Source organism: Alcanivorax sp. (assembly GCF_017794965.1).
Classification (GTDB): domain Bacteria; phylum Pseudomonadota; class Gammaproteobacteria; order Pseudomonadales; family Alcanivoracaceae; genus Alcanivorax.
Window position 1 is genome coordinate 1,147,717 of sequence record NZ_CP051240.1, and the last position, 26,440, is coordinate 1,174,156.

Here is a 26,440-nt window from a genome sequence, read left to right on the forward strand (position 1 = left end):
CGCCCAGGGAAACCGGGGCGGGCTTTTTTGCGTCAGGCATCCAGCCTCAGGCGTCCAGCGTAATTACGCCTTACCCTGATTGGCGACGGCCTCGGCGGCCTTGGCGACTTCCTCGGCATCGCCCAGGTAGTAGTTCTTCACCGCTTTCAGGTTGTCATCCAGCTCGTAGACCATGGGCACCCCGGTGGGGATGTTCAGCTTCACGATCTCCTCGTCGGAGATATCACCCAGGTATTTCACCAGGGCGCGCAGGCTGTTGCCGTGGGCGCAGATCAGTACCTGTTTGCCGGCTTCGATGGCGGGCTTGATGTCGCTCTCGAAGTAGGGGATGAAGCGATCCACGGTGTCCTTGAGGCTTTCGGACAGGGGAATCTGCTCTTCCTTCAGGTCTTTGTAGACGCGGAAGTTGCCGGCGTAACGCTCGTCATCACGCTCCATCTTGGGCGGCGGCGTGTCGTAGCTGCGGCGCCAGATATGAACCTGATCATCCCCATATTTTTCGGCGGTTTCGGCCTTGTTCAGGCCTTGCAGAGCACCGTAATGACGTTCGTTGAGGCGGTAGTCACGAATGACCGGGATCCACATCTGGTCCATGGTGTCCATGATGGTCCAGAGGGTGCGGATGGCGCGCTTGAGCACGGAGGTGTAAGCCACGTCGAATTCAAAGCCTGCTTCTTTCAGCAGTTCGCCAGCGGTACGGGCTTCCTCGCGGCCTTGCTCGGTCAGATCCACATCTTTCCAGCCGGTGAAGCGGTTTTCCTTGTTCCAAACGCTCTGGCCATGGCGGACCAGTACCAGTTTCGTGCTCATGCGGTGTTTCCTGTGCGGGTTTCAGTGCGGCGCAAAGGGTAGCAGAAAACGGCCGGGAAATTGAGCATCCCGGGCCATATTTCATCTCTGCCATGGATTCCTTGGCCTGTTTGCTGAAATGTGTCCGCCCGAGCCCGTATAATCGACCCCAATTCAGTTTCAGGCGAATCCATGGCTTATCTCTGGTGTGACACAAATGACGCAATCGGCAGCTGGCTGGACAGCCTTGCCCCCGGCAGCCCCATGTACCTGGATACGGAATTCATGCGTGAGCGCACCTTCTGGCCCGAACTGGCGCTGGTCCAGGTGCATGATGGCGACGCTATCCGCCTGATCGATACGCCCCGCATCACGCCTGCGGCACTGGCGCCACTGTTTCGACAACACACTCTGGTGATGCACGCCTGCTCAGAGGATCTGGAGGCCATTGCCAGTTATACCGGCGCCTATCCGGCGGCCATCGAAGACACCCAGATCGCAGCCGCACTCACCGGTGAGGACATGCAGCTTGGCTACCAGAAGGTGGTGCAGATGTTGCTCGGGGTAGAGCTGCCGAAAGGGGCGACCCGCACCAACTGGCTGAAGCGCCCGCTTAGTGAAGAGCAATTGCATTACGCGGAGGATGACGTGAAATACCTGCCGCAAGTGACGTCGATCCTCCGTGAGCGGCTAACGGCACTGGGACGGATGGACTGGTGGCAGGAAGAATGTGATCGCTTGCTGGCCCAGGCCAGCCGCGAGGAGCTGCCCGAGGATGCCTGGCGGGGTGTGAAGGGCGCAGGCCTGCTGCCGGATGACGCACGGGCGGTTCTCTCCGTACTGGCTCCCTGGCGCAACCGCATGGCCCGCGAGCGCAACCTGCCGAAGAGCTTCGTGATCAAGGACGCCCAGCTGCTGGATCTGGCCCGGGCCCGTGGCGGCCACCGGGGCATACTGGCCGATGTGGGATTGCACCCGAAAAGCATTCGCCGCGATGGTGAGGCATTACTGGCCCTGATCGCTGAAGGCCAACAGGTGGCCCCGCCACCGCCCTTGCCGGGCCCCCCGGATGCGCATGAAAAGAAAATGGCCAAGGCGCTGCGCAGCAAGGTGGGGCAGGTTGCGGATCAGGTCGGGCTGAAGCCGGATGTGCTGATGCGACGTCGCTGGCTGGAGTCCCTGATCCGTAATCCGGAGCGGGTGCCGGAGCCGCTGACCGGCTGGCGCAATGCGATTATCACTCAACCCTTGCTGGAGTTGCTGTAGTGCTGAAAGGCAAGCTGTTTTGCTCGATTTACAAGACCCGCAAGAAGGCGGGCATGTACCTGTTTGTGGACCGCCAGAAGGGCCTGAAGGATCTGCCGGAGGCCTTGCTGAACCAGTTCGGTCGTCCGGAACATGTGAACGATATGATTCTCTCGCCAGAGCGCCCGCTGGCCCGGGCTGACGTGCAGCAGGTCATGGACAAGATTCGCGAGCAGGGGTTTTATCTGCAGATGCCGCCACCGCCGGATGAGGACCTCTATCTGGCGGCGGGCCACCCGGATCGCCCGCGGGGCATGGATGAGGACTGATGCTCTGCGTGAGCGGTTCTGGGAATTGCCCCTGGACGCGCTCAACAAGCAGGAATGGGAAGCGCTCTGCGATGGCTGCGGAGGCTGCTGTCTGGTTAAACTGCAGGATGAGGACAGCGGCGAGCTGGCGTTTACCAATCTGGCCTGTCGCTATCTGGATGCCAACAAATGCCAGTGCCGGGTGTACCAACAGCGGTTCAGCAAGGTGCCGGATTGTATTCAGGTCACTGAGGCAGTGGCCCGGAATACGGACTGGTTGCCCTCCACCTGTGCCTACCGCCTGCGCGCCCATGGACGACCGTTGCCGCAGTGGCATCCGCTACTGAGCGGTGACCGCCGTTCGGTACAGCAAGCGGGCGTCAGTGTGGCCGGGCGGGTGGTTTCCGAGCAGCTGGTCCCTGAAGAAGACTGGGAAGAACACATTATTCATTGGGTAGAGTGATCCTCTGCTCACGTAGTCAGGAGTTATTGTGACGACCAAAGCATATCTGTGGGGCTGGTTTGCCTACCTGGTAGGTACCGGAGGCGTGTTGTTTGTCTGGTGGTGGCTGACCCGTTCCCTGAGTGTCTGGGGCAAGGTGCCGCTGCGTATTGTGCTCACTGCGCTGTTGATCACCCCCTGGTCCGTTTCCCCGGAGCACGACGAGTGGGCGCCGGCCTGGGTGGTGAGCCTGTTTGATGGCCTGGCCCAGGAAGATGTGAGCCTGTGGCGTGCCGGTGGGCCTCTGCTTGCCATGCTGGTGGTGGCGCTGGTGGTGGCGGCACTTGAAGTGTGGCGACAGCGCCGCAAACAGACGGGTCGGCACGCGGATACGACAGAATGAAGCTGTGTATTTTCTGTCAGATCCAGGCCGGTGAACTGCCCGCCAGCGTGGTCTACGAGGACGAGCAGGCCATGGTGATCCTGGACCTGTTTCCGGTCCGGGAAGGGCACTGTCTGGTGATTCCCAAGGTTCATGCCCCGCTGGTGGAAGATCTGAGCGCAGAGATGTCCAGTCACTTGATGGATCTGGCCCGCCGTACCATCAAGGCCCAGAAGCGGGCCGGCTTGCCGGTGAAGGCCCATAACCTGGTGATCAATGATGGCCGGGAGGCCAACCAGCACGTGCCCCATGTGCACTTGCACGTGATTCCCCGTCGGGGGGGCGACACCCTGGCCACAGCCCTGACCTGGGCCACCCGTCTGGTCAACATCTTTGGCATGGCTAAACGGCGCCAGAAACTGGATCGCCTGGCAGGACTGCTGGCTGAGCATTTTCCGGGTGAGCCCGGATCCTGAAGAGAGAGTGACAAAGCTTTGCCAGCACAGGGCCCGGTCCCGCAGCGAGGGCTTGCCCCTGTTTTATAGGAGCGGTGGTTCCACCGCGATTTTCGGGTTTCTTTGGTTTCTCGATCGTCCCCGGAGGGCATAGCGAGTCACAGCTCCCACAGTGGGCGTGGTGCCGGGGTGTCGGACATGGCGGTGGGAGCGTGCCTGCACGTGAAGAGCAAGCGCCTTCGTCTGCAAGCAGACTCCCACAGAAAGCCACACCTTCGCCACTCTCTGTGTCAGCCAACGCCCCTCAGGGCCGGCGCCACGCCTTTACCCGTAATGGCCAGCGTACCGTCCGCGGCTGATTTCCCCAGGCGTCGGCCAACACCGGGGTAAAGGTTGCCAGTGGGTCCTCACCGGCCTGCCGGGCCTTCACCAGCGCAGACCAGGTATCCAGATAGCCGAGCATATCCGCTAACCCCCAGTGGCATTCCAGGGCATCGCCGGGGTAGGGAACCTGCTGCCAGGGCAGTGTGGCATCGGGGTAATTGGCCATCAGAGCGGACCTTTCCGGTGGCCACCAGGGCTCGAGCGGACCGTCATGGTAATCGCGTATCAGGTCTCCAAGCCCTTCCACTTCACAAAGCCCATAGCTGATAAGCGCAAGAAGGCCGCCGGGGCGCAGGCATCGCTGTGCCTCGGCGAAAAATGACGGGGAATCAAACCAGTGAAAGGCCTGGGCCACGGTGATCAGGTTCACACTGGCCTCTGGCAAGGGGAGGGCAGAGGAGGACCCGCACACGTAGTGGGTGAATGAAGCGGGAGCCGCCTGTATTTGTTTGAGGCTGATGTCAGCCCCAAGTACCTGTTCGAACAACGGTTCCAGGTGCCTGCAGGCCTGACCTGTGCCACACCCCATATCCAGCGCCAGTGTGTGTTGGTTACATTGCGCTGCCAGCCATTGGAACAGGGTGGCCGGATAGTCGGGGCGGTGGTGTTGGTAGGCCGAACCTCGCTGAAACAGCGATTCAGTCACTGAACTGACCATCGTTATCGAAATGGGCTGCCCACAACCTGCCGTCGGCCTGCTCCAGATCCAGAGCGATACCCGCAAGCAGCTGCCCATCAGGGGCGGCACACCAGGCCACGGTGCCGTAGAGATGATAAGTGCCGTGGTCTTCCAGCAGCGCAACCCAGAGTTCCACATCCGTGTCCGGGCGAATCGGGGTTGGGAGCTCCACGCTGATACCCGCCAGAGAGACATCATGGGTAGTCAGGTAGAGCCGGTCTTCCTGGCTCACAGATGAAGACCGTGCCGGGAGCAGTGTCAGAGACAGGCTCTCTTCACGGTGAATGCGGGGATAGCGTCGGTTTTCCATTGCCGTTGCCATAATCAACCCTACCCGTAAATTGCCCGGTCAACCACGTAGGCTGCCAGCGCGATAAAGCCGACGACCCCGGTCAAAAACAACAGGAACATCAGGGCCGGTCTGGCCGTCTTGGGCAAGGGTTCTGTCTCTCTTGGTAATTGTGATGGTTCCGGTTTCGCCATCAGCGATCTCCCTGCAATGACCAGTGGTTACAGTATCCGCTATTCAAAAAGATTTAGAAACCAGCGAGCAGGCATGGTAATTGACGTTATGTGAGGGCGTCAGTGGTCTTATGTGCGGATAAGACAGGTGCTGGCCCATGCTCTCCTGGTTTTGCCATTCGCGTGACGCATGTTGCGTGAAGCGTGAAGCAGACGCAGAGCGGCCCACAAAAAAGGGGCCCGAAGGCCCCTTTTCATGCTGCAGTGGATTATCAACCGTGCGCGATCTTCTGGAACAGATACTCGTGCAGGCTATCTGACAGCAGCGGCAGGTAGGACACCATCAGCAGGGCTGTCAGCATCACCGCGATGGGCAGAAGGAACTTCTCGTAGCGACGGTAGAAGCTGCCACCGTGAACCTTGGCAGATTCCACTTCCTCGTCACCCACCACCTGTCTCGTTAACAAGTGGTTGAGTGCCACTGGCGGTGACAGGTAACCCAGTTCGAAGGCCACCAGAGTGATCATCCAGAAGTGCAATGGGGCAATGCCGTTGTCGAAGGCGATCTGGGCAATGGTGGCGTTCACCAGAATCACCGCCCCGTAGGGGTCCATGATCATGCCAATGATTACCATGGTGATAACCAGCAGGGTCATGGCCACCCAGATGCTCGGGAAGGTTTCCGGCAGGGCTTCCATCACTCCGGAGCGCTCGATGATACCGCCCACACTCACCGACAGTGCCATCAGCATCAGCAACGCACCGATGTGGCCGGTGGTTTCATTGGTGGCAAAGCGCAGAGAGGTTTCCAGCTTTTCCCCAACACCGGGCTCGGGCTGGTAATGGGGATCCATGTCCGGCGTCTTCACCAGGTAGTGCACCACAAGACAGGCCGCCAGGATGATGTTGCGCCAGAACAGGCCCCAGAACTCACCTTGCAGGTCTTCTGCGGAAGTGCCGGTGGGGATGTTGCCGGAGCTCAGAGCTTCCTGCATACCCATCATGTTGTAGAAGGAGTAGAGGATCAGCGGTACCAATACCAGGGTGAATACATGCAGGGACTTGTTGCTGAGCTTCTCGTAGCAGAGGATCGCCAGCAGCATGACCGGCAGAATGATCGGTGCGTAGATCTCGTTCAGCTCGGTGCTCAGCAGATCACGGAATACCACGACCACGGTGCCCATGATGACGACATAGGGCAGCAGCGGAATCAGGCGCTTGAGGCTGGCCGGCACGGCTTCGGAGAACGGCGCAATACGGGCCGGGGCAGTGCGCGCAAACTGGCTGTAGATGAAGAACAGGATCAGCGACAGGCCGAAGATCTTCAGGCCGGAAGTGAACAGTTCGTCGGTGGTTACGCTGTTGTTCAGGGCGGCGATGATCACCACCAGCAGACAGGGACGCAGTACCACACCCATGGAGCCGGACATGGCGGTAGCCGCCAGAGCCAGTTGCTTGCGGGCACCCGCACGGATCAGTTCATTGTAGATGGTGGCACCGGCAGCGATAACGAAGATACCGGATGCGCCGGTGTAGGCAGTGGGTACCGCGGCAACGGCCAGTACCACGAAGCACATCAGCTCCGGAGACATCTTCCAGGGACGCAGCACGTCGAAAACCAGATGGGCCATCTTGGTCTGGCGCAGCATCATACCGATCCAGATATACAGGGCCAGGCTGAGGAACAGGGTGGACAGTTCCATCATCATGCCCAGGTAGACGCTGATGCCGTGGTAGTAACCCTGGCTGACGAACTGGGCGCCTGCGGTGAGACACATGAAGCTGTACAACGGAATGGTCAGCAGGGCCTTGCCCCAGGTGCCGCCTTCTTCCAGATCCTTGGGCGGACGGACCAGCTGGTACAGCGCCGCCAGTGACAGGATGATGAAGCCGCCGATCCAGAACTGGTGCAGATAGAAGTGGCTGACCTGAACACCATCAGCAATGGCGGAGACTTCCTCACCACGATAGATCCACGCGGAGGCCAGCAGCATCAGGTTGGCGGCCAGCTGGCCACCTGTGGCCACCAGGTGGTCCTTGCGGGTCTTGGGAGGCCGCAGTGAAATGTGGTGACGCGTCAGTGTGGCCGTCGCTGCACAGATAATCACCAGCAGACAGAGCAGCAGGCGTTTGTAGTTGCCGAGGCTGGTTACTACCTTGGCCACGCCGCCCTCGATGTTACGGAACGCAATCACCCCGGGGGTAACCTGCTCCTGGACCATTTTGTAGTCGGCCCATTTGTCGCGGCAGATCTGGCGGGAGGCTTCCAGGGACTGACGCAGGGCGCCTTCGTCCACATCGGTGCCGAAAATGCCAGCCAGGGGATCATCCGCCATCTGGGCCTTTTTCTGCTGTACCGCCTTCTGCAGTTCAAGATCCAGATTCGGGTCCGGGTTACAAGTGGGTTCACCGACCAGCCCGGCTGAACGTAGTTTGAAGTAGCCCTCCCAGGTGTTCTCACCGATTTTCAGCAGCTGGGAGTGGATGACTTCACCTGATGCCAGAAAAATCGTCAGCAACAGGAGAATCAGGGTGGGGAGAGAGGATAGCCATTCACCGACGGAGCGGTTGGCTACAGTCATACTAGAAGGTTTATCCATTGTGCACCCGGTTATTGTTATACCGCCAAGGTTGGGGCATCCGACGCCGCGTATGATGCGTACGGTCCCAAGGGAAATCCCGAATCAGGCAGTGTAAACACCTTGTCTCGCCACCGCATTGGCAAGGAAGGTCAACGTTGAGGTTGAATGGGAAAGCGGGGCCAGTCTGGCCCCGCTCGCTCATGCCCTGTGGTTATTCCACGGGGTTGACGCATTCCGCTCTGGATGGCTCTTCCTTACAACGGACCTTGCGCAGCAGGGTCATCATGTCCTTGCTGTATACGCCGTCATTGGTCAGAGCAATTCGTGCTTCACGCATCATTTGGTCATACTTCAGCTTGTCCGCCTCAGGGATACGAATCCACCATTTTTTGTCTACTTCCGAGTTGGCGTTCTCGATCACCCGCATGGCACGGTCAAACTGGCCAAGCATGTACTTTCGGGACTGTTGGGCGAAACCGTCAGGGAACTTGTCCTTGCGAACAATCACCTGGGCGGTGAGCTGACCCAGCACGTAGTCCACGATACCGCCGCTGGGCTGCATGCCCTTGTAGAGTTCCAGTGCGGAATAAGCCGCAATGGGGGCAAAGCAGATGTCGACAGAACCATTGTTGAAGCGGCCGGAGAAGTTGGTGACGTCAGACATCACCGGAGACATGCCGACCCGGGAGGCCATGTTGGCCTGGGCGCTGTCGTATTCCAGTACCGCGATGGACTTGCCGGACAGCTCGCCCACGGTGTCGATGGTTTTGTCTTTCACGAACAGATAGGCCGCCCCCATGGGCGCCACACCAGCCACTTCATAAGGGCCGGAAACCAGATTCTGGTTTACAGAGGGGTTACCACTGGCCAGAACCGTGATCACGGTGCGCATGGCGTCATAGGTGGGAATAGCACCAATGGAGTCCAGGCTACCGGTGTAATTATTGAATTGACGCCCACGAATACCGGTCAGCACGGCAGCGTCACACTGGCCGGCCTTAAGGTCTTCTGAAGCGATCTTTTCATCGGTGTAGGGTTTCAGTTCAAGGTCTACACCCCAGCCCAGGGCTGCGGTTTTGTAGTCCTTCATGATGTTATAGATGTCGCCACTGGCGCCGATGATGTCGAATACGCACAGGGTTCTTTTTTCTGCAGCATGGGCAGGGGTAAAGGTCAATGCCAATGCTGCTGTTGCCGCTGCACTCAATACCTTGAGATAGCGCATGGTGGTCTCCTGGTTACTTCTTGAAAGGTTCAAACTCAAAAGATAAAAGTGATGCAAAAGCGGCCCGAAGGCCGCAAAGGGTGTTGCTGCTTACAAAAGATCGTTGATATCGACGGCAGGAGCGGACTTGGACGCATCATCCCAGAAGGTGCCGAGGCCCCCAACAGGTGTGCGCTTGCCAGTGTTTTCTGTCCATTCACGGTCTGAAATGCCTTCCACGATGAAACCGGCGATGGCATCCAGCATGGCATACTCAGGATCCAGGTTGCTGTCATTGGAAGCGAAATCACGGATAGCGGTACGCAGACGCTCGTCGTCGCCTTTGCTGTAAGCGCTCATGGCGTAGAGGGCGCTGCCCAGACGGATACCGCTGTTGAAGCCAGCGTCGGCGCCTGCTTCCAGCTCAGCCCAGGGCTCGACATTCGGCGGAGCCAGCATCGGAAGCAGGTTCCACACCGCGGCGCGAACGGAGCGGGGTACGCCCCACCATTTCTGGTTGTCCAGACACTTCATGCCGCGCTCAACCTTGGCAGCGATGTCACGGGGAACACCCACTGCTCCATCGGAGTTGCCGTCGTTGAGAAGAGCCTGAACGCCGGAGATGTTGCCCACCATCCATACCAGCTCGTCAAAATCGGTTTTCAGCTTGGGGCATTCGCCTTCTTTCTGCTCGCCGTAGGCTTCGAGCATGTACTTGTAGGCGGTGTACTGACGCTCGGCAGCGACAGCCGCCCAACGTTTTTGCTCGATGCGGGCATCCTGAGCTTCGTTGACGCGGCCATCTTTCACGGCACGCATATAACGCAGTTCGGCTTCCAGCCCCACCTGTTCAACACAGGTGGCCGCCGTGGTGAAGACCATGGTGCCCAGCTTCTCGGGGTGAGAGCCGACACGCTCGAAAGACATCAGCAGGGGCGTCTGTGCTTCGCCAGTAATACAGGCCATGCGGACGTCATCGTAGGTCATCATGTAGGGGAGCATCTCGGACCGGCCGAAGCTGATCAGGACGTCACCGGTAGACTTGTAGATTACACCGCAACCCTGAAGAGCGAGGATGGCGCCCGCAATCAAGCCAAGGCGGGCGTGCCCCAGCAGGTTTTTAACGGAGAGAGAACGCATTCGGTAGCTCCTTGTTATTGTTCTCAAATAGCGCGTCAAAGGTACGAAAGTCCGTGTATTGGCACAAGCAGTAATTACAAAAAAGCCTGCAAGCAATTACAAACCATAAATTTGCTATATGATGTGACATCACTATGTTGGACCCCCGGCAACTCAAGGATAGTAAGACTTTATTATGAGTAATAGCTCTGGCATCAAGGACATGAAGGCGTGGCTGGAAGGTGAACGCAGTGGCCTTTCCCTGGCGTTGAATACGGCCCGTGGTGGTTTCCGAATCGCTGAGACTCTGGGAGTGGTAGGTCGTCAGGGTTTGGGGTGGCTGCTCGGCAATCGCCCGCCAGTGCCGGCTTTGCTGAGGACTACCTTCGAATCTTTGGGCACCACCTATATCAAGCTTGGTCAATTTATCGCCAGCTCGCCGTCCATTTTTCCGGAAGAATACGTGGAAGAATTCCAGCGCTGCCTGGATCGAACACCACCACTACCTTTTCATTACATCCGTCAGACCATTGAAAAAGAACTGGGGCAACCTCTAGAGGATCTTTATCTATCTGTCGACCCCAAACCATTGGCCAGTGCGTCCATTGCGCAGGTACATTCTGCCAAGTTGAAAAATGGCAAAGACGTGGTGATCAAGGTTCAACGTCCGGGTGTGCAGAATGTTTTGCTCACAGATTTCAATTTTTTGTATCTTGCCGCGCGGATTACCGAGCGTCTTGCTCCCGGACTTTCCAAGTCGGCCATTTCCGGCGTGATTGAAGAATTGCAGGCGGGCATGCTGGAAGAGTGCGACTTCATCAAGGAGGCCGCCAATCTGAAAGCCTTCAATGCATTTCTGAAAGATACCGGTAATACCAGTGCTGTCGCCCCGGAGCCGGTGATGTCCCATACCTCCGGCAAGGTGCTGACCATGGAGCGATTCTTTGGTGTGCCGTTGACGGATATGAATGTGCTGAAGAAATACACTGACGATCCCGCCCAGACCCTGATATCAGCGCTCAATACCTGGTTTTCCAGCCTGATGATGTGTGATTTCTTCCATGCGGATGTGCATGCTGGCAATTTGATGTTACTGGAGGATGGCCGGGTAGGGTTCATCGACTTCGGTATCGTCGGCCGGATTCGACGTGAAGCCTGGAATGGCATGGCCAAATTCTTCGATGCCATTGGACGTGGTGATATTCGTCAGATGGCCGAAGCCATGGCGGTGATCGGCATGACCCGCGAAGAGGTGGACGTGGATGCTCTGGCCAGGGATATCGAAAAGCTGCAGGGCGCGCTGGGTCAGGTAGATCCCTCGGCCCTGATCCAGGCGGACCGCAATGACAAGGAAGTGAACCGGCTGCTGATGGATTTGGTCAAGATCGGCGAAGGTCACGGCATCCGTTTCCCCCGCGAGTTCGCATTGCTGCTCAAACAGTTCCTCTATTTCGACCGTTATGTTCAGGTGCTGGCACCGGAGATGGACATGTTCACCGACAGCCGGCTGGACATGTTTGGCGGGGGAGATGACCTGCCGGGCGGTCTACTGCACTAATAGCTACGAGCTACGAGCTACGAGCTACAAGCTACAAGCTACAAGCTACAAGCTACAAGCTACAAGCTACAAAAAAACCGCACCCTTCGGGCGCGGTTTTTTTATGCTTTCCAGATCGCGGCAGCGCGGAACACAAACCTCTCTCGTTAACCGCGGCATCTCCTCGTGTTGCAGCTTGAAGCTTGTAGCTTGTTCCTATTCCACCGGATTCGCACACTCCCCACGCGTCGGTTCCAGCTTGCAGCGGATCTTGCGTTGCAGGGTCAGCATGTCTGCATCGTAATAACCCTGTTCACGCAGGGTCAGGCGGGCTTCCTGCATGAGGACTTCGTATTCCTGCTTGTCGTCTGCCGGAATCTCGATGAACCAATGTTCTGGCACCTTGGCCGCTTCAATATCCAGCCGTTCCTTGATCAGGTGGTAGCTGTTGAAGAACTCTTCCCGTACCAGTTGCGCCACTTCATTGGGGAACTTGTCCTTGCGACCAATCAGCTGCATGGAAATCTGGGCCAGCGGGTAATTGATGATGCCGCCATCCGGTGAAAGCCCTTTGTAAAGTTCCAGTACCTCGTAGGCCACCAGCGGGGCCGGGAGAACATCAACCACACCGTTATTGAACTTGTTGGGCGCTGACAGGATATCCGAGGCCACGGGGGTAGCACCGATCTGCGACACCATTTTCGCCTGGGTGGGGTCATAATCCAGCACGGCCACACGTTTGCCGGAGGCATTGGCCAGGGTGTTGATGTTCTTGTCATTCACAAACACATAGGCGCCGCCAGCGGGAGCAATACCGAGGATCACATACTCGCCACTCACCATCTTGTCGGCGGATTTCGGGTTGGCCAGCACCTGGAGAAGGATGCGCATGTGCTCGTCGGTGGGGAGGCCGCCAACGGCATCGATGGTACCGGTGTAACGATTAAACAGGCGCCCCCTGAGACCGGTCATCAGGGCTGCGTCGCAGATACCGGCTTTCAGATCCTCTGCGATGACCGATTCGTTGGTATAGGCCTGAATATCCAGGTCCACACCGTATTCCAGCAGGCGGGTGCGCTGGTCTTCGGCGGCTTTATAGATTGGCCCGACGCGCCCGGCCACGTCCCAGATACAAATGCGGCGCTTGAGTGGTTCGCCGCGTGTAAAGCCAGCCACTTTCTGCATGGCATCAATCCGTTCATCCAGGCTGCGGCTTTGATCAAAGGCGATGGCGCGAAGTTTTTCTGCCAGTGCCGGGGTCAATTCCACGCCGGGGGCGAACCGCTCCAGTTCGGCTTGTTGGGCCGGCGTCAGGTTCAGGCTATCCTCGGCCTGCGCGAACAGGGAGGTGGCCAGCAGGGTGCTGGCGGCAAGTAATTTGAAGAAGCGCACGATGACTCCATATATCTTGTTGTTTGTATTCATTGTGAACGTCATAAGGCCTGAGTCTCTGGCTCCGGTGCCGTTGCCGGTTGCGGGCTGGTCAATCTGGCGTTCGGATTTATTCCGTTTCCTGGCTGCATTCTGGCCGTTGCGGGGCCTGGTTGCAGCGGATACGTTTCATGATCGACAGCATGGTGGCGTCATAGTAACCGCTTTCGCGGAGCTTTAGCCGGGCGGCCCGCATCATGCTGTCATACTCTTGCCGGTTCGACGTTGAGACATCAATCCACCAGTGCGCAGGGATCTCTCCTGCTTCTCTTTCCAGTGCGGTTTGAATGGAGCTGAAACTGTCCGCTGCCACTTCCCGGATCAGGGCAGCAATAGCCGGTGGAAACCGGTCGGTGTGCGCGATCAACTGGGCGGTGAGCTGCACGATCGGATAGTCCACAATGCCGCCATCCGGGTCCATGCCCTTGTACAGCTCCAGCACCTCATAGGCGATCAGGGGCGCGGGAAGAATGTTGACCGTGCCGTTGTTGAACAGGTTGGGGGCGGTGGCCATTGTGGTGGATACCGGAGCGGCACCAATGTGGGTGACCAGCCTGGACTGACCGGGATCAAAATCCAGTACGGCCACTTTCTTGCCCGCCGCCTGGGCGAGCGAGTTCATGCGCTTGTCGTCGACAAACAGATAGGCGGCGCCCGCCGGGGTCACTGCCAATGTCTGGTATTTGTTGCTCACCATGTACTTGTCCAGATTGGGATGGGCAAGGGTGCGCAACAGGATCTTCATGTGTTCCAGGTCGGGCAGGGCGCCAATGGCATCAATGGTGCCGGAGAAGCGATTGAACTGTCGGGCCCGGAACCCGCTCATCAAGGCGGCGTCACAGTGCCCGTTTTTCAATGAGGCCGCCAGAACGCCCTCATTGGTGAACGCCTCCAGGCTGATGTCCATGTTGTAGCGAATCAGGTCCAGGCGCAGATTGGTGGCACCATTGAAGATTGGACCGGACTTGCCGGATAAATCCCACAGACAGATGTGCCGCTTGAAAGGCTCGTCGTCCTTCAAGCCCATTTCCTCGCGTGCAGCTTTCAGTTGTTCCTGTTGTTTGGGGGTCAGGTCCAGTGCCCAGCTGGTGGAGCCGAGCACGGCAAGACAAAAAGTGGCAATCAGTAATCGGGGCGAAGCCATGGATGATCCTTCATGAACATGTGATTCGCTTATAGCATTGAAAAAAAGCGGGTTGTTTTATCTCTTGTATGACAATTGTACGGCGACATGGGGATCCCGGGATGAAAGGCCCGCGGGCAACAGGGTAACTGCACCTGCATGTCCGTCGGTCCTGTAGCCTCCAACTGTAGATTCTGTCAGCTGCCGCCCTGGCTGCACTCGGCGCGGGCGGGGTTGAACTTGCAGCGGATCTTGCGCTGAAGGGTAAGCATGTCGGCACTGTAATAGTCACGGTTTTTCAGCGCCGTACGGGCTTCCTGCATCATGACTTCATATTCCTGCTTGTCCTTTTCAGGAATGGAAATCATCCACTTGGCAGGTACCCGGTCCGTTTCCTGATTCAACCGTGCAATCACCTGTGGGTAGGCTTCAAAGGAAGCTTCGCGGATAAGCTGTGCCACTTCATTGGGAAATTTGTCCAGCCGGCCAATCAGCTGCATGGTGAGCTGTGTGAGCGGGTAATCAACAATCCCGCCGTCGGGCTTCATGCCTTTGTAGAGCTCAAGGATTTCATAGGCAATCAGTGGGGCCGGCAGAATATCGATCTGCCCGTTATTGAACTTGTTCGGCGCGGAAACAATATCGGTACTGACCGGGGTGGCGCCGATAGAGGCCACCATCTCCGCCTGGGTCTGGTCGTAATCGAGCACCGCAACCCTGCGGCCGGCGGCCTTGGCCAGGGAGCTGATGCTGCGATCATTCACAAAGATATGGGCTGCGCCAGCAGGGTAAATTCCCATGACCACATAATCTCCTTGCACCATGTGGCCTGCCTGTTTTGGATGGGCCATCACTTGCAGCAAGGTATGCATATGCTGTTGGTCGGGAATGGCGCCGATGGCATCCACGCTGCCGGAATACAGATTGAACTGTCTGGCCCGCAGTCCGCTCATCAGGGCGGCATCACAGCGCCCAGCCTTGAACTCTTCCACCATCACCGTTTCGCTGGTGTAGGGTTCCATTTTCAGGTCGATACCGTATTCGGTGGCCAGCGCCTTCTGCTCCATGGCGGCATTGAAAACCGGGCCATTGCGGCCGGCGATGTCCCAGATGCAGATGGTGCGGCTGAAGGACGAACCCTTCGGCATCTGGTCAAAACCCACCAGCTTGCTGATCGCCTGCAGTCGAGAGCGAACCGGCATCTCCCGGGTATAGAAGATATCCGCCATCTGCTCCATGGTTCTGTCGGAAAGCGTGGTACCGGGCACCAGCTGCTGCAGCTTTTCCTTCTGGGCATCGGTCAGGTTGGCAGCACTGACCAGCGAGCAGAACAGGCCAATGGCCAGGGCAAAGGTAATGCGCTTGTGCATGAGCTTCTCCGTGCGCAGACGTTGTTGTTTTTGGTAGTCCTTGAACTAGATGTAGCACGCTACTCCATGCCGGGGGAGGGCTCCAGCGCAGGGAGTGACGGCGTTTGGGCAAGCGCCTGCAGAAAATGTCAGGGGATATGAATGGAATGCCAGATGCTGGATGCCTGACGCAGGACGCTAAATTAAAAAGAATAGAGGCGGAGATGCCTGGCAGGCATTTCCGCCCTACGGGGGAGCAGTTGAAAGTTCAAAGTTGAAAGTTGAAAAGCGGGTCTCTGGCTGTGCTATCTGAAATACCTGCTCTCCGGGCGCGGGCACAGCCTCACAAAACGAATCGTCCTTCACCGCGTTTTTGAACTTTCAACTTTAAACTTTCAACTCGACTTCCCATTAGTCGCCAGCCCCGCAGAGGATGCAGAGCCGGCGAGTTGCGTGCCGCGTGATGCGTGTGGCGTCACTTCGGCTGCGCGTCGATGGACTGGCCGTTCACGTTCTTGCTGGCGGGGCCGAGCAGGTAGAGGTAGGGCGCCATGATGTCCGCCGGAGTCTTGATGGTCATCGGGTCTTCACCGGGGTAGGCCAGGGCGCGCATATCGGTGCGCGTACCGCCAGGGTTCAGGGTGTTGACGCGAATGTTGGTGGTGTTTTCCAGCTCTTCGGCCAATACCTGGGCCAGATTTTCGGTGGCCGCCTTGGAGACCGCATAGGCGCCCCAGAAAGCGCGGCCCTTACGGCCCACGCTGGAAGAGGTGAACAACAGGCGGGCATCCTCACTGGCGCGCAGCAGCGGCAGCATGGCCTGGGTAAGATAAAAAGCGCTGTTCACATTGACCTGCATGACGGAATCCCAGGTGCCGGTGCCGTAACGGTCCAGGGGGGTGATGTCACCCAGGATGGACGCATTGTGCAGAATGCCGTCCAGGCGACCGAACTCCTTGTCGAACAGGCCGGCCAGTTCCTGGAAATCCTCCGGCCGGGCCACGGCCAGATTCACCGGCGCCAGGGCCGGTTCCGGCCCGCCGGCGGCCTTGATTTCATCGTAGACCCGCTCCAGTTTTTCCTGGGTGCGACCCAGCAGGATCACGGTGGCGCCATGGGCGGCCAGGGTCAGTGCGGCAGTGCGACCGATACCGGCACCGGCGCCGGTAACCAGAATAATGCGGTCCTTGAAGGCGTCTTCAGGACAGGCATAGTTGAGGGCGTCGTTTTGAATATCCGTCATGGTTTATCCTGTGAATCTTGCGCCAGAGGCCGGATGCCTGACGCCGGATGTTTTTCAATGGCGGAGATGGGCATTCGCCCATTTCCACCCTACATTTAGCCGCGTAATTTTTGTAGCAGCGGCAACAAGTCTGAGCCTTGTTCCAGATAATAATTGGCCTGCCAGCCACGCGGATCATCGTCCGCATCAATATAACCAAACGCCGCCACGGCGGTGGCCATGCCAGCATTCTGTCCTGCCTGAATATCACGCAGATGATCGCCGACATACAGGCAGTGGACGGGATCCACATTGTCCTGACGGGCGGCAATCAGCAGGCCTTCCGGATCCGGTTTGCGCTGCTTCACATCGTCCGGGCAGAGCACCGGGCCAACCCGCTCAGCCAGACCCAGCCCGGCCAGCACCTTGTGAGTGAAGCGCGAGGGTTTGTTGGTGACGATGCCCCAGGGAATCCGGTTATCGTCCATCCAGTCCAGTGCTTCCGCCATGCCCGGAAACAGCACCGTGTCCACCGCCAGATGTTGTTCGTAGGCATCCAGCAGCTCGTCCAGAAACGCCGGAAAAGTCAGGTCCTCCGGGCCGGTACCAAAGCCCAGCTCGGTGAGCGCTCGCGCCCCGTTGGAGACATTGGCGCGTACCGCGGAGTAAGTGACTTCCGGGCGGCCGTGCTTTTTCAGCAGAGTGTTCAGCACCGTATAAAAGTCCGGTGCGGTATCGATCAGGGTGCCGTCGAGATCGAAGTAAACGGCTTCCAGCTTATTCATACATTCTCTCTACAGCGCCGCTGTAGGAGCGCCGCTTGAGGCGCGAAGGCGTTTGGGTATTCCGCTGCGCTCACTTCGCGCCTCAAGCGGCACTCCTACAGGGGGGTTATTCGCCTTTACGGGCGTACATCAGGTAATTCACCGACACATCCCGGTTCAGCTTGTACACCTGCGTGAGCGGGTTGTAGACCATGCCGGTGGTGTCTTTCACGTCCAGTGCCGCATCGCGGGCCCAGCCGGCCAGTTCCGAGGGCTTGATCAGCTTGGCGTATTCATGGGTGCCGCGGGGCAGCAGGCGCAAAACGTATTCCGCACCCACGATGGCGAACATGAAGGCTTTCGGGTTGCGGTTGATGGTGCTGAAGAACACATGGCCGCCGGGTTTGACCAGGGTGGCGCAGGCGCGGATCACGGAAGAGGGATCGGGCACGTGTTCCAGCATTTCCAGGCAGGTCACCACGTCATACTGGCCGGCCCGCTCTTCGGCGATCTTTTCCGCCGGGGTCTGCAGGTATTCCACTGCAACACCGGCCTGTTCCGCATGAATGCGGGCCACCGCCAGCGGCGCTTCGCCCATATCGATACCGGTTACTTCTGCGCCGCGACGGGCCATGCCCTCGGACAGCAGGCCGCCACCGCAGCCAATATCGATGACTTTCTTGCCCGGCAGGCTGACACGCTCATCAATATAGTTGAGTCGCAGCGGGTTGATGTCGTGCAGGGGGCGGAACTGGGAGTTGGGGTCCCACCACTGTTCGGCCAGGGCGTTGAACTTGGCAATTTCCCCGGCATCCACATTGGGTACGCTGTTTTGTGTCTCAGTCACGGTTATCGGCTCCGGCAATCGTTTGTTGCCACTGCTGGGCATTCTTCAGAATCAGGGCGTCGTTCAGGGTGGTCAACTTGCGGCTGTCCATCAGGCAGCGTCCGCCCACCCAGCTGTGGGTCACCTGGTCGCGGGTGGCGGCGTAAATCAGCTGCGCCACCGGATCATAGACCGGCAGGGTCTCCAGCCGGTTCAGATCCACCGCTACCATATCCGCTTGCTTGCCAATTTCCAGTGAACCGATCTCGTCATCCCGGCCCAGCGCCCTGGCACCATTCAGGGTGGCCATTTTCAGGGCTTCGGCGGCGGGCAAGGCATCGGCCTCCAGGCTCACGCCCTTGGCCAGGAAGGCGGCGGTACGGGCTTCGCCGATCATGTCCAGATCATTGTTGCTGGCGGCCCCGTCTGTGCCCAGGGCCACGTTGATGCCGGCCTTGCGCAATTTCTCCACCGGGGCAAAGCCGCTGGCCAGTTTCAGATTGGATTCCGGGCAATGCACCACCTGGGTACCTGTCTCGGCGACAAACTCGATTTCCTCGTCGGTGAGCTGGGTCATGTGAACCGCCAGCAGGCGGGGAGACAGCAAGCCCAGATCCTTCAGGCGGGTCAGCGGGCGTTCACCGGTGTTGCCCACCGCCATCTGGATTTCGCCGGCGGTTTCATGCACGTGCATCATCACTGGTGCATCCAGCTCTTCCGCCAGGGTCAGCACCTTCTTTAGCGGTTCGTCAGACACGGTATAAGGGGCATGGGGGCCAAAGCCGATCTGGATGCGCGGATCATGGCGCCACTCGTCCATGGCATCGGTGGCCAGCCGGATATAGTCGTCAGGGCCGGAGCCCATGGGAGTGGGGAAGTCCAGCAGCGGGCAGAACAGACTGGCGCGCAGGCCCGCCTCCACGGTGGCCTTGGCGGCACTGGACGGGAAGAAGTACATGTCCGCGAAAGTGGTGGTGCCGGAGCGGATCATTTCCGCGGCGGCGAGTCTGGTGCCTTCGTAGACAAACTGCTCGCTGACAAACTGCCCTTCTGCGGGCCAGATGTGATTCTCCAGCCAGGTCATCAGCGGCAGGTCGTCGGCAATACCGCGCAGCAGGTTCATGGCTGCGTGGGTGTGAGCGTTGACCAACCCGGGGATCAGCAGGTGGTCGCCCAGCCGGATGACCTCGCTGGCCTGCCATTTCTCGTCGGCAAGGGCGCTGGGCAGCAGGTCGGTAATGCGTCCGTCCTTCACTACCAGGGCATGATTTTCCAGTACCGCGTCGTCGTCGGACACGGTGGCAATCCAGCGGGCGTGGACAATCAGGTCGGCCTGATGGTCGCTCATGCATAACTCCTTGATCGGACAGGGGGCCAGAATGGCGGCAGTATAGCGGTTTGGGCGACATGTTGCTTCTTTGAGGTAGCCGCTTTTGCAGTGTTCGCGCACCCCCGCACCTGTGCTATCATCCGGTGCTTTTCCGGGCTTCTTCATTGTTGCCGCCCGGAACCATGGAGTCAGCCTGAGTCCCGCCTGCGGGGCTGTTGGGGATAATAAGGATCACTATGTCGGATCTCGCCAGAGAAGTTACCCCGGTAAACATCGAAGACGAACTCAAGCAGTCGTACCTGGATTACGCCATGAGCGTGATCGTCGGTCGTGCACTGCCTGACGTACGCGACGGCCTCAAGCCGGTACACCGCCGCGTGTTGTTCGCCATGCATGAGCTGAACAACGACTGGAACAAGCCTTACAAGAAATCCGCCCGTGTGGTCGGTGACGTGATTGGTAAGTATCACCCCCATGGTGATTCCGCCGTGTACGACACCATCGTACGGATGGCGCAGCCTTTTTCCCTGCGCTACATGCTGGTGGATGGTCAGGGGAACTTCGGTTCCATCGACGGTGACTCCGCCGCGGCCATGCGTTACACCGAAGTGCGCATGGCCAAGATCGCCCATGAATTGCTGGCGGATCTGGACAAGGAAACCGTGGATTTCGTCGATAACTACGACGGCACGGAAAAGATTCCCGATGTGATGCCCACCCGGGTCCCCAACCTGCTGGTGAACGGTTCCTCCGGTATCGCCGTGGGTATGGCCACCAATATACCGCCCCATAACCTGGGCGAGGTGGTGGATGGCTGTCTGGCGCTGATCGACGACGACAGCCTGACCCCGGACGACCTGATGCAGTACATCAAAGGGCCGGATTTCCCCACCGCCGCGATCATCAACGGTCGCGCTGGCATCGTGCAGGCCTACCGCACCGGCCGTGGCCGTGTGTACATGCGCGCCCGTGCCGAGATCGAGGCCACCGACAAGAGCGGCAAAGAAGCCATCATCGTTACCGAGATTCCCTATCAGGTGAACAAGGCGCGGTTGATCGAGAAGATTGCCGAGCTGGTGAAAGACAAGAAGATTGAAGGCATCACCGAACTGCGCGACGAATCCGACAAGGAAGGCATGCGCATCGTGATCGAGCTGCGTAAGGGCGAGAACGCGGAAGTGGTGCTGAACAACCTCTATCAGCAGACCCAGATGGAGTCGGTTTTCGGCATCAACACCGTGGCACTGGTGGATGGCCAGCCCAAGACCCTGAACCTGCGTGAGCTGCTGGATGCCTTTATCCGTCACCGCCGTGAAGTGGTGACCCGTCGTACCGTGTTCGAACTGCGCAAGGCCCGTGAAAAGGCCCACCTGCTGGAAGGCCTGGCGGTGGCCCTGAGCAACATCGATCCGGTAATCGAGCTGATCAAGAGTTCCCCGAGTGGCGCGGAAGCGAAAGAGAAGCTGCTGGCCAAGGGCTGGGCGCCCGGCGATGTGCTGCAGATGCTGGAGCGTGCCGGTGGTGAAAATGCTGCCCGCCCGGACGGCCTCGACGAGCAGTACGGTCTGCGTGATGACCTGTATTACCTGAGCCCGGAACAGGCCCAGGCGATTCTCGATCTGCGTCTGCAGAAGCTGACCGGCCTCGAGCGCGAGAAGCTGATCAACGACTACCAGGAACTGCTGGAAGTGATCGCCGAGCTGATGCTGATCCTGGCGGATCCGGAGCGCCTGATGCAGGTGATCCGTGACGAGCTGGTTGCTGTGCGTGAAGAGTATGGCGACGAGCGTCGCTCCGAGATCGTGGCCTCCCGCCTGGATCTCAGCATGGAAGACCTGATCGCCGAAGAAACCGTGGTGGTGACCCTCTCCAACGGCGGTTACGCCAAGATGCAGCCCATTGATACCTACCGCGCCCAGAAGCGGGGTGGGCGCGGCAAGTCCGCCGGGCAATTGAAAGACGAAGATTACGTGGAGCACCTGCTGGTAGCGGGCACCCACGATACCCTGTTGCTGTTCACCGACGCCGGCAAGGTGTTCTGGTTGCGCACCTTCGAGCTGCCCCAAGGCGGCCGCGCCTCCCGGGGCAAGCCGATCGTGAACCTGTTGCCGGCTCTGGGGAATGAAGAGCGGATTACCGCTATTCTGCGCCTCGATGCCGACATGGTGCGTCAGCAGAAAGCCGATGCGGCGGAAGACGAAGACGAGACCGTGGTTGAGGCCGAGGACGTGGTGGAAGACGCGGTGGACGGCGATGAGGCCGAAGCAGTGCCAGATACCGTGCCCGGTCCGTTCATCTTCATGGCCACCTCCAGCGGTGTGGTCAAGCGTACCCAGCTGGCCAACTTTGCCCGTCCGCGCAGCTCCGGCCTGATCGCCGTGAAACTGCAGGAAGGCGAGCATCTGGTCAACGTGGCCATCACCCAGGGCCACGAAGACGTGATGCTGGTGGCGCGCAACGGCAAGGCCGTGCGCTTCCATCAGTCCAAGGTGCGTGTCATGAGCCGCCTGGCCCGCGGTGTACGCGGTATCAAGCTGGCTGACGGCGTGGACGTGATCTCCCTGATCGTGCCGGAAGAAAACGGCCAGATCCTTACGGCCTCCGAAAAGGGCTATGGCAAGCGTACCCCGCTCACCGAGTATCCCACCAAAGGGCGCGGTGGCCAGGGTGTTATCGCCATGGTGATCAACGAGCGTAACGGTGAGCTGGTGGGCGCGACCCAGGTGTTCGGCGAAGAGGACATCATGCTGATCTCCAACCAGGGCACCCTGGTGCGTACCGGCGTGGACCAGATCAGCACCTCAGGCCGTAACACCCAGGGCGTGCGTCTGATTCGTCTCGGCGAGGAAGAAAAACTCTGCGGCCTGGCCACCATTCCGGAACTGGAAGGGGCCGAGGAAGACGACGAGCTGGACGGTGAAGAGGGCGAGGTGATTGAAGGGGAAGCCACCCCGGAAGCACCGGCGTCCGACGCCAGCGACGACGCAGAGGAATAACCCTGGTTTTAAAGCGTCGGACGTCCGACGTCTGACGTCCGACGCAAAACCAACCAAACCCGAGCCCGGTTCCGCCGGGCTTCTTTGATTAGACGGAGAACATGAATGTCCCGCGCCTATAACTTCTGCGCAGGGCCGGCGGCGTTGCCGACGGCGGTACTGGAACAGGCCCAACAGGAAATGCTCGATTTCCAGGGCAAGGGTCTGTCCATTATGGAGATGAGCCACCGGGACAAGGTCTTCGTGGATATCGCCGAAAAGGCCGAACAGGATCTGCGTGACCTGATGGGCATCAGCGACGATTACGCCGTGCTGTTCTTGCAGGGCGGCGCGTCCACCCAGTTCGCCATGGTGCCCATGAACCTGTTGGGCGAGGGCGAAACCGCCGACTACATCAATACCGGGCAGTGGTCGAAGAAGGCGATCAAGGAAGCCGGTCGCTACGGCAACATTAATGTGGCCGCCAGCAGTGAAGACACCCACTTCACCACGGTACCGCCCCAGGACAGCTGGAACCTCTCCGCCAACCCGGCCTACGTGCATTACTGCCCCAATGAAACCATTGGCGGGCTGGAATACAGCTTCATCCCCGAGGTGGGCAGCACGCCGCTGGTGGCGGACATGAGCTCCACCATCCTGTCCCGTCCGGTGGATGTGAACCGCTTTGGCCTGATCTACGCCGGTGCCCAGAAGAATATCGGCCCCGCCGGTTTGACCCTGGTCATCGTGCGCAAGGATCTGCTTGGCAAGGCCGGCGCCCATGTGCCCGCCATGCTCAACTACCAGACCCATGCGGACAACGGCAGCATGTACAACACCCCGCCCACCTATGCCTGGTACCTGGCCGGCCTGGTATTCCAATGGCTGAAAAAGCAGGGCGGCGTGGCCAATATGGCAGAAACCAACCAGCGCAAGGCCGAAAAGCTGTATGGTTTCATTGATGGCAGCGATTTCTACAGCAACCCGGTGGAAGTGATCAGCCGCAGCCAGATGAATGTGCCTTTCGTGCTGGCCGATGATCGCCTGGACAAGCAGTTCCTGGCGGAAGCCGATGCCGCAGGCCTGCTCAACCTGAAAGGCCACCGCAGCGTGGGCGGCATGCGTGCCAGCATTTATAACGCGGTGCCGGAAGCCGCCGTGGATGCCCTGATTACCTTCATGGCAGAGTTTGAGACAAGGAACGCCTGACGCAACACGCACCACGCACCACGCCATGTCTGCGAGGCTGGGATTTGCGTGTTGCGAAGTCGCGGTTTAAGTAGGTGGGCAAGTGATAAACGAAAATTACAGCATGGCACTGGTAACCAGTTACGCAGGTTTTTCTGCGTGTTGCCTGTTGCGTGATGCGTGTAGCGAACAAAAAGCGAGGTCAGCATGACCGAAAGTCTCGACAACTTGCGTAACCAGATCGACGAGCTGGATCAGAAGCTGCAGGATCTGCTTAACGAGCGTGCCGCCCTGGCGCACAAGGTGGCGGAAGTGAAGATTGCCACCGACCCCAACCCGGTGTTCTACCGTCCGGAGCGTGAAGCCCAGGTGCTGCGCCGGGTGAAAGAGCGTAACCAGGGGCCGCTGGATGGCGAAACCATGGCGCGCTTCTTCCGTGAGGTCATGAGTGCCTGCCTGGCGCTGGAACAGCGCATGAAAGTGGCTTTCCTGGGTCCGGAAGGCACCTTCACCCAGCAGGCCGCGCTCAAGCATTTTGGCCATGCGGTGGAGTCCGTGCCGCTGGGTGCCATCGATGAAGTGTTCCGGGAAGTGGAAGCCGGCGCCGCTCACTATGGTGTGGTACCGGTGGAAAACTCCACCGAAGGGGTGGTCAACCACACCCTGGATACCTTCATGACTTCCGAACTGAAGATCTGTGGTGAAGTGGAACTGCGTATCCATCATCACCTGCTGGCCGGCCAGCATACCCAGCGTGACAAGGTCACCCGGGTGTACTCCCACCAGCAGACCCTGGCCCAGTGCCGCCAGTGGCTGGACGCCCACATGCCCGGTGTGGAGCGCATCGCGGTGAGCTCCAATGCGGAAGCGGCCCGTCGTCTCAAGGACGAGTGGAACGCCATGGCCATCGCCGGGGAAATGGCGGAGGAGCTGTATGGGCTGGAAGCGGTGCAGCGCAACATCGAGGATCGTCCGGACAACACCACTCGGTTCCTGATCATCGGTCGCCAGGACACCCCGGCCTCCGGCAAGGACAAGACCAGCCTGATGATCAGCGGCAAAAACCGCCCGGGGCTGTTGTTTGAGGTGCTGGCGCCGTTCCGGGACGAAGGGATCAACCTCACGCGTCTGGAGTCCCGCCCGTCCCGCACCGCCAACTGGAGCTACGTGTTCTTCGTGGACTGCGAAGGTCACAAGGAAGAGGGCAATCTGCAGGCAGTGCTGGACAAACTGGAAGCCGCCGGCAACACCATCAAGCTGCTGGGTTCCTATCCAAAAGCGGTACTCTAAACCTGCCGTAGGAGCTTGCCTGCAAGCGATCTTTTCTTGCCTGAGGCCAAATCGCTTGCAGGCAAGCTCCCACAAAGGAATAGCCACTGCATAGGCTTGTCACAACGAGGCTTTGCGTCAGACGTCCGACTTAAGACGTCCGACCCCAATCAGATAACCCCGGTGGCCAGGGTTGGCAACCAGGGTAGAAGGGAGCACACACATGACCTGCGACTACATCCAATTAGCCAACAACGGTATCCAGCAGCTCAAGCCCTACGAGCCGGGCAAGCCCATCGACGAGCTGGAGCGTGAGCTGGGGGTCACTGACATCGTCAAGCTGGCCAGTAATGAAAACCCGCTGGGTGCCAGCCATAAAGCCCTGCATGCGCTCAAGCATATGCACGAGCTGCACCTGTACCCGGACGGTGCCACCTTTTCGCTGAAAGCGGCACTGGCAGAAAAACTCAATGTGGCCGGCAACCAGCTGACCCTGGGCAACGGTTCCAACGACGTGCTCGACATGATTGCCCGCGCCTACCTGCAGGAAGGCGACGAGGCCATTTTTTCCGAGTATGCCTTTGCGGTGTATCCCATCGTGACCTTGGCCTGCAATGCCAAGCCGGTGCAGGTGCCCTCCAACCTGTTTGGCCATGATCTGGCGGCCATGGCAGAGGCGGTCACCGACCGCACCCGGGTGATTTTCGTGGCCAATCCGAACAATCCCACCGGTACCTGGTTCAATGCCCATGCCCTGGATGAATTCCTGTCGCGGATCCCGGAGCGGGTGATCGTGGTGCTGGACGAGGCCTACTTCGAGTACGTTGAGGAAAGCCATTATCCCAACGGCATTGAGCGTCTCGGCAAATACCCGAACCTGATCGTGACCCGCACCTTCTCCAAGATCTATGGCCTTGCCGGTCTGCGGGTGGGCTACGGCATTTCCAGCCCGGAGATTGCGGATGTGCTCAACCGGGTGCGTCAGCCGTTTAACGTGAACACCCCGGCCCAGATCGCCGCGGAAGCCGCGCTGCAGGACGATGATCACATCGAGAATTCCCGCGGCGAGAACACCAGCGGCCTGGTGCAGATCGCCGAAGGGCTGCAGAAACTGCACCTGGAGCAGATTCCGTCCGTGGCCAACTTCATCGCCTTTGACTGCGGCCAGCCGGCCATGCCGGTCTATGAGGGCCTGCTCAAGGAAGGGGTGATCGTGCGGCCGCTGGGCGGCTACGGCATGCCCAACCATCTGCGGGTGACCATCGGCACCAGTCGCGAGAATGAGCGCTTCCTGATTGCCCTCAAGCACGTGCTGCAGGATCTGGCCGATGGGTGATTTCAACCGTTTCGGACTCCCCGCCGTAGGAGCGTCGCT

General features: G+C 59.1%; 24 protein-coding genes. 10 read left to right on the forward strand and 14 right to left on the reverse strand.

The window, feature by feature from the left end; all coding sequences use genetic code 11:
- Positions 1-63 precede the first annotated feature (63 nt).
- Positions 64-810 carry a 2,3-diphosphoglycerate-dependent phosphoglycerate mutase gene (gene gpmA, locus HF945_RS05170; RefSeq protein WP_290524685.1) on the reverse strand — a complete coding sequence of 249 codons (747 nt, stop codon included), beginning with the start codon at positions 808-810 and terminating at the stop codon, positions 64-66.
- Positions 811-981: 171 nt separating this feature from the next.
- On the opposite strand from gpmA, the gene rnd reads away from it, so the two are divergent.
- The 5 genes from rnd to HF945_RS05195 are packed head-to-tail and all read left to right on the forward strand — an operon-like array spanning position 982 to position 3,642.
- Complete coding sequence (rnd, locus tag HF945_RS05175; protein ID WP_290524686.1) at positions 982-2,055, forward strand: ribonuclease D; 1,074 nt, start codon at positions 982-984, stop codon at positions 2,053-2,055.
- Positions 2,055-2,363, forward strand: a complete 309-nt coding sequence (locus HF945_RS05180; protein ID WP_290524687.1) for a YcgL domain-containing protein — start codon at positions 2,055-2,057, stop codon at positions 2,361-2,363. The genes rnd and HF945_RS05180 overlap by 1 nt, the downstream gene beginning before the upstream one ends.
- Positions 2,353-2,805, forward strand: coding sequence for a YcgN family cysteine cluster protein (locus HF945_RS05185; RefSeq protein WP_290524688.1), 453 nt, complete (start codon positions 2,353-2,355; stop codon positions 2,803-2,805). The genes HF945_RS05180 and HF945_RS05185 overlap by 11 nt, the downstream gene beginning before the upstream one ends.
- Before the next feature lie 28 nt (positions 2,806-2,833).
- The gene (locus HF945_RS05190; protein ID WP_290524689.1) at positions 2,834-3,187 is read left to right on the forward strand and encodes a hypothetical protein; all 354 of its coding nucleotides are present in this window, start codon (positions 2,834-2,836) and stop codon (positions 3,185-3,187) included.
- On the forward strand, positions 3,184-3,642 hold the full coding sequence (locus tag HF945_RS05195; RefSeq protein WP_290524690.1) for an HIT family protein: 459 nt from the start codon (positions 3,184-3,186) through the stop codon (positions 3,640-3,642). The genes HF945_RS05190 and HF945_RS05195 overlap by 4 nt, the downstream gene beginning before the upstream one ends.
- Before the next feature lie 283 nt (positions 3,643-3,925).
- Here HF945_RS05195 and HF945_RS05200 read toward each other — a convergent pair whose 3' ends face one another.
- From HF945_RS05200 to HF945_RS05225, 6 genes are all read right to left on the reverse strand, one after another.
- Positions 3,926-4,651 carry a class I SAM-dependent methyltransferase gene (locus HF945_RS05200; RefSeq protein WP_290524691.1) on the reverse strand — a complete coding sequence of 242 codons (726 nt, stop codon included), beginning with the start codon at positions 4,649-4,651 and terminating at the stop codon, positions 3,926-3,928.
- On the reverse strand, positions 4,644-5,006 hold the full coding sequence (locus HF945_RS05205) for a PilZ domain-containing protein (protein ID WP_290524692.1): 363 nt from the start codon (positions 5,004-5,006) through the stop codon (positions 4,644-4,646). The genes HF945_RS05200 and HF945_RS05205 overlap by 8 nt, the downstream gene beginning before the upstream one ends.
- 8 nt (positions 5,007-5,014) lie before the next feature.
- Complete coding sequence (locus tag HF945_RS05210) at positions 5,015-5,167, reverse strand: hypothetical protein (RefSeq protein ID WP_290524693.1); 153 nt, start codon at positions 5,165-5,167, stop codon at positions 5,015-5,017.
- A 251-nt stretch (positions 5,168-5,418) separates the two neighbouring features.
- On the reverse strand, positions 5,419-7,746 hold the full coding sequence (locus HF945_RS05215; protein WP_290524694.1) for a TRAP transporter large permease subunit: 2,328 nt from the start codon (positions 7,744-7,746) through the stop codon (positions 5,419-5,421).
- 193 nt (positions 7,747-7,939) lie between these two features.
- Positions 7,940-8,953: a putative solute-binding protein gene (locus HF945_RS05220; protein ID WP_290524695.1), complete on the reverse strand. Its 1,014-nt coding sequence runs from the start codon at positions 8,951-8,953 to the stop codon at positions 7,940-7,942.
- Positions 8,954-9,043: 90 nt separating this feature from the next.
- Positions 9,044-10,072, reverse strand: coding sequence for a hypothetical protein (locus tag HF945_RS05225; RefSeq protein WP_290524696.1), 1,029 nt, complete (start codon positions 10,070-10,072; stop codon positions 9,044-9,046).
- A 202-nt stretch (positions 10,073-10,274) separates the two neighbouring features.
- On the opposite strand from HF945_RS05225, the gene HF945_RS05230 reads away from it, so the two are divergent.
- Positions 10,275-11,609, forward strand: a complete 1,335-nt coding sequence (locus HF945_RS05230) for an AarF/UbiB family protein (protein WP_366492898.1) — start codon at positions 10,275-10,277, stop codon at positions 11,607-11,609.
- Positions 11,610-11,804: 195 nt separating this feature from the next.
- Here HF945_RS05230 and HF945_RS05235 read toward each other — a convergent pair whose 3' ends face one another.
- The 7 genes from HF945_RS05235 to HF945_RS05265 form a co-directional block, all read right to left on the reverse strand.
- The gene (locus tag HF945_RS05235) at positions 11,805-13,013 is read right to left on the reverse strand and encodes a putative solute-binding protein (RefSeq protein ID WP_290524698.1); all 1,209 of its coding nucleotides are present in this window, start codon (positions 13,011-13,013) and stop codon (positions 11,805-11,807) included.
- 76 nt (positions 13,014-13,089) lie between these two features.
- Complete coding sequence (locus HF945_RS05240; RefSeq protein WP_290524699.1) at positions 13,090-14,163, reverse strand: putative solute-binding protein; 1,074 nt, start codon at positions 14,161-14,163, stop codon at positions 13,090-13,092.
- Between the two features lie 176 nt (positions 14,164-14,339).
- Entirely contained in the window at positions 14,340-15,512 is a 1,173-nt protein-coding gene (locus HF945_RS05245) for a putative solute-binding protein (RefSeq protein WP_290524700.1), read from the reverse strand.
- Between the two features lie 454 nt (positions 15,513-15,966).
- Complete coding sequence (locus HF945_RS05250; RefSeq protein ID WP_290524701.1) at positions 15,967-16,734, reverse strand: YciK family oxidoreductase; 768 nt, start codon at positions 16,732-16,734, stop codon at positions 15,967-15,969.
- 95 nt (positions 16,735-16,829) lie between these two features.
- Positions 16,830-17,498 (reverse strand): HAD-IA family hydrolase, encoded by a 669-nt coding sequence (locus HF945_RS05255; RefSeq protein ID WP_290524702.1) that lies wholly within the window; start codon positions 17,496-17,498, stop codon positions 16,830-16,832.
- Between the two features lie 106 nt (positions 17,499-17,604).
- Positions 17,605-18,366 carry a bifunctional 2-polyprenyl-6-hydroxyphenol methylase/3-demethylubiquinol 3-O-methyltransferase UbiG gene (ubiG, locus tag HF945_RS05260; protein ID WP_290524703.1) on the reverse strand — a complete coding sequence of 254 codons (762 nt, stop codon included), beginning with the start codon at positions 18,364-18,366 and terminating at the stop codon, positions 17,605-17,607.
- Positions 18,317-19,651, reverse strand: a complete 1,335-nt coding sequence (locus tag HF945_RS05265; protein WP_290524704.1) for a TRZ/ATZ family hydrolase — start codon at positions 19,649-19,651, stop codon at positions 18,317-18,319. The genes ubiG and HF945_RS05265 overlap by 50 nt, the downstream gene beginning before the upstream one ends.
- 218 nt (positions 19,652-19,869) lie before the next feature.
- Between HF945_RS05265 and gyrA the strand changes: the two genes are divergently transcribed.
- The 4 genes from gyrA (at position 19,870) to hisC (ending at position 26,401) form a co-directional block, all read left to right on the forward strand.
- Positions 19,870-22,629, forward strand: coding sequence for a DNA gyrase subunit A (gene gyrA / locus HF945_RS05270; RefSeq protein WP_290524705.1), 2,760 nt, complete (start codon positions 19,870-19,872; stop codon positions 22,627-22,629).
- Positions 22,630-22,734: 105 nt separating this feature from the next.
- On the forward strand, positions 22,735-23,817 hold the full coding sequence (serC, locus tag HF945_RS05275; RefSeq protein WP_290524706.1) for a 3-phosphoserine/phosphohydroxythreonine transaminase: 1,083 nt from the start codon (positions 22,735-22,737) through the stop codon (positions 23,815-23,817).
- Between the two features lie 186 nt (positions 23,818-24,003).
- Positions 24,004-25,086, forward strand: coding sequence for a prephenate dehydratase (gene pheA, locus HF945_RS05280; RefSeq protein WP_290524707.1), 1,083 nt, complete (start codon positions 24,004-24,006; stop codon positions 25,084-25,086).
- A gap of 202 nt (positions 25,087-25,288) precedes the next feature.
- Positions 25,289-26,401, forward strand: coding sequence for a histidinol-phosphate transaminase (gene hisC / locus HF945_RS05285; RefSeq protein ID WP_290524708.1), 1,113 nt, complete (start codon positions 25,289-25,291; stop codon positions 26,399-26,401).
- Positions 26,402-26,440: the final 39 nt, after the last annotated feature.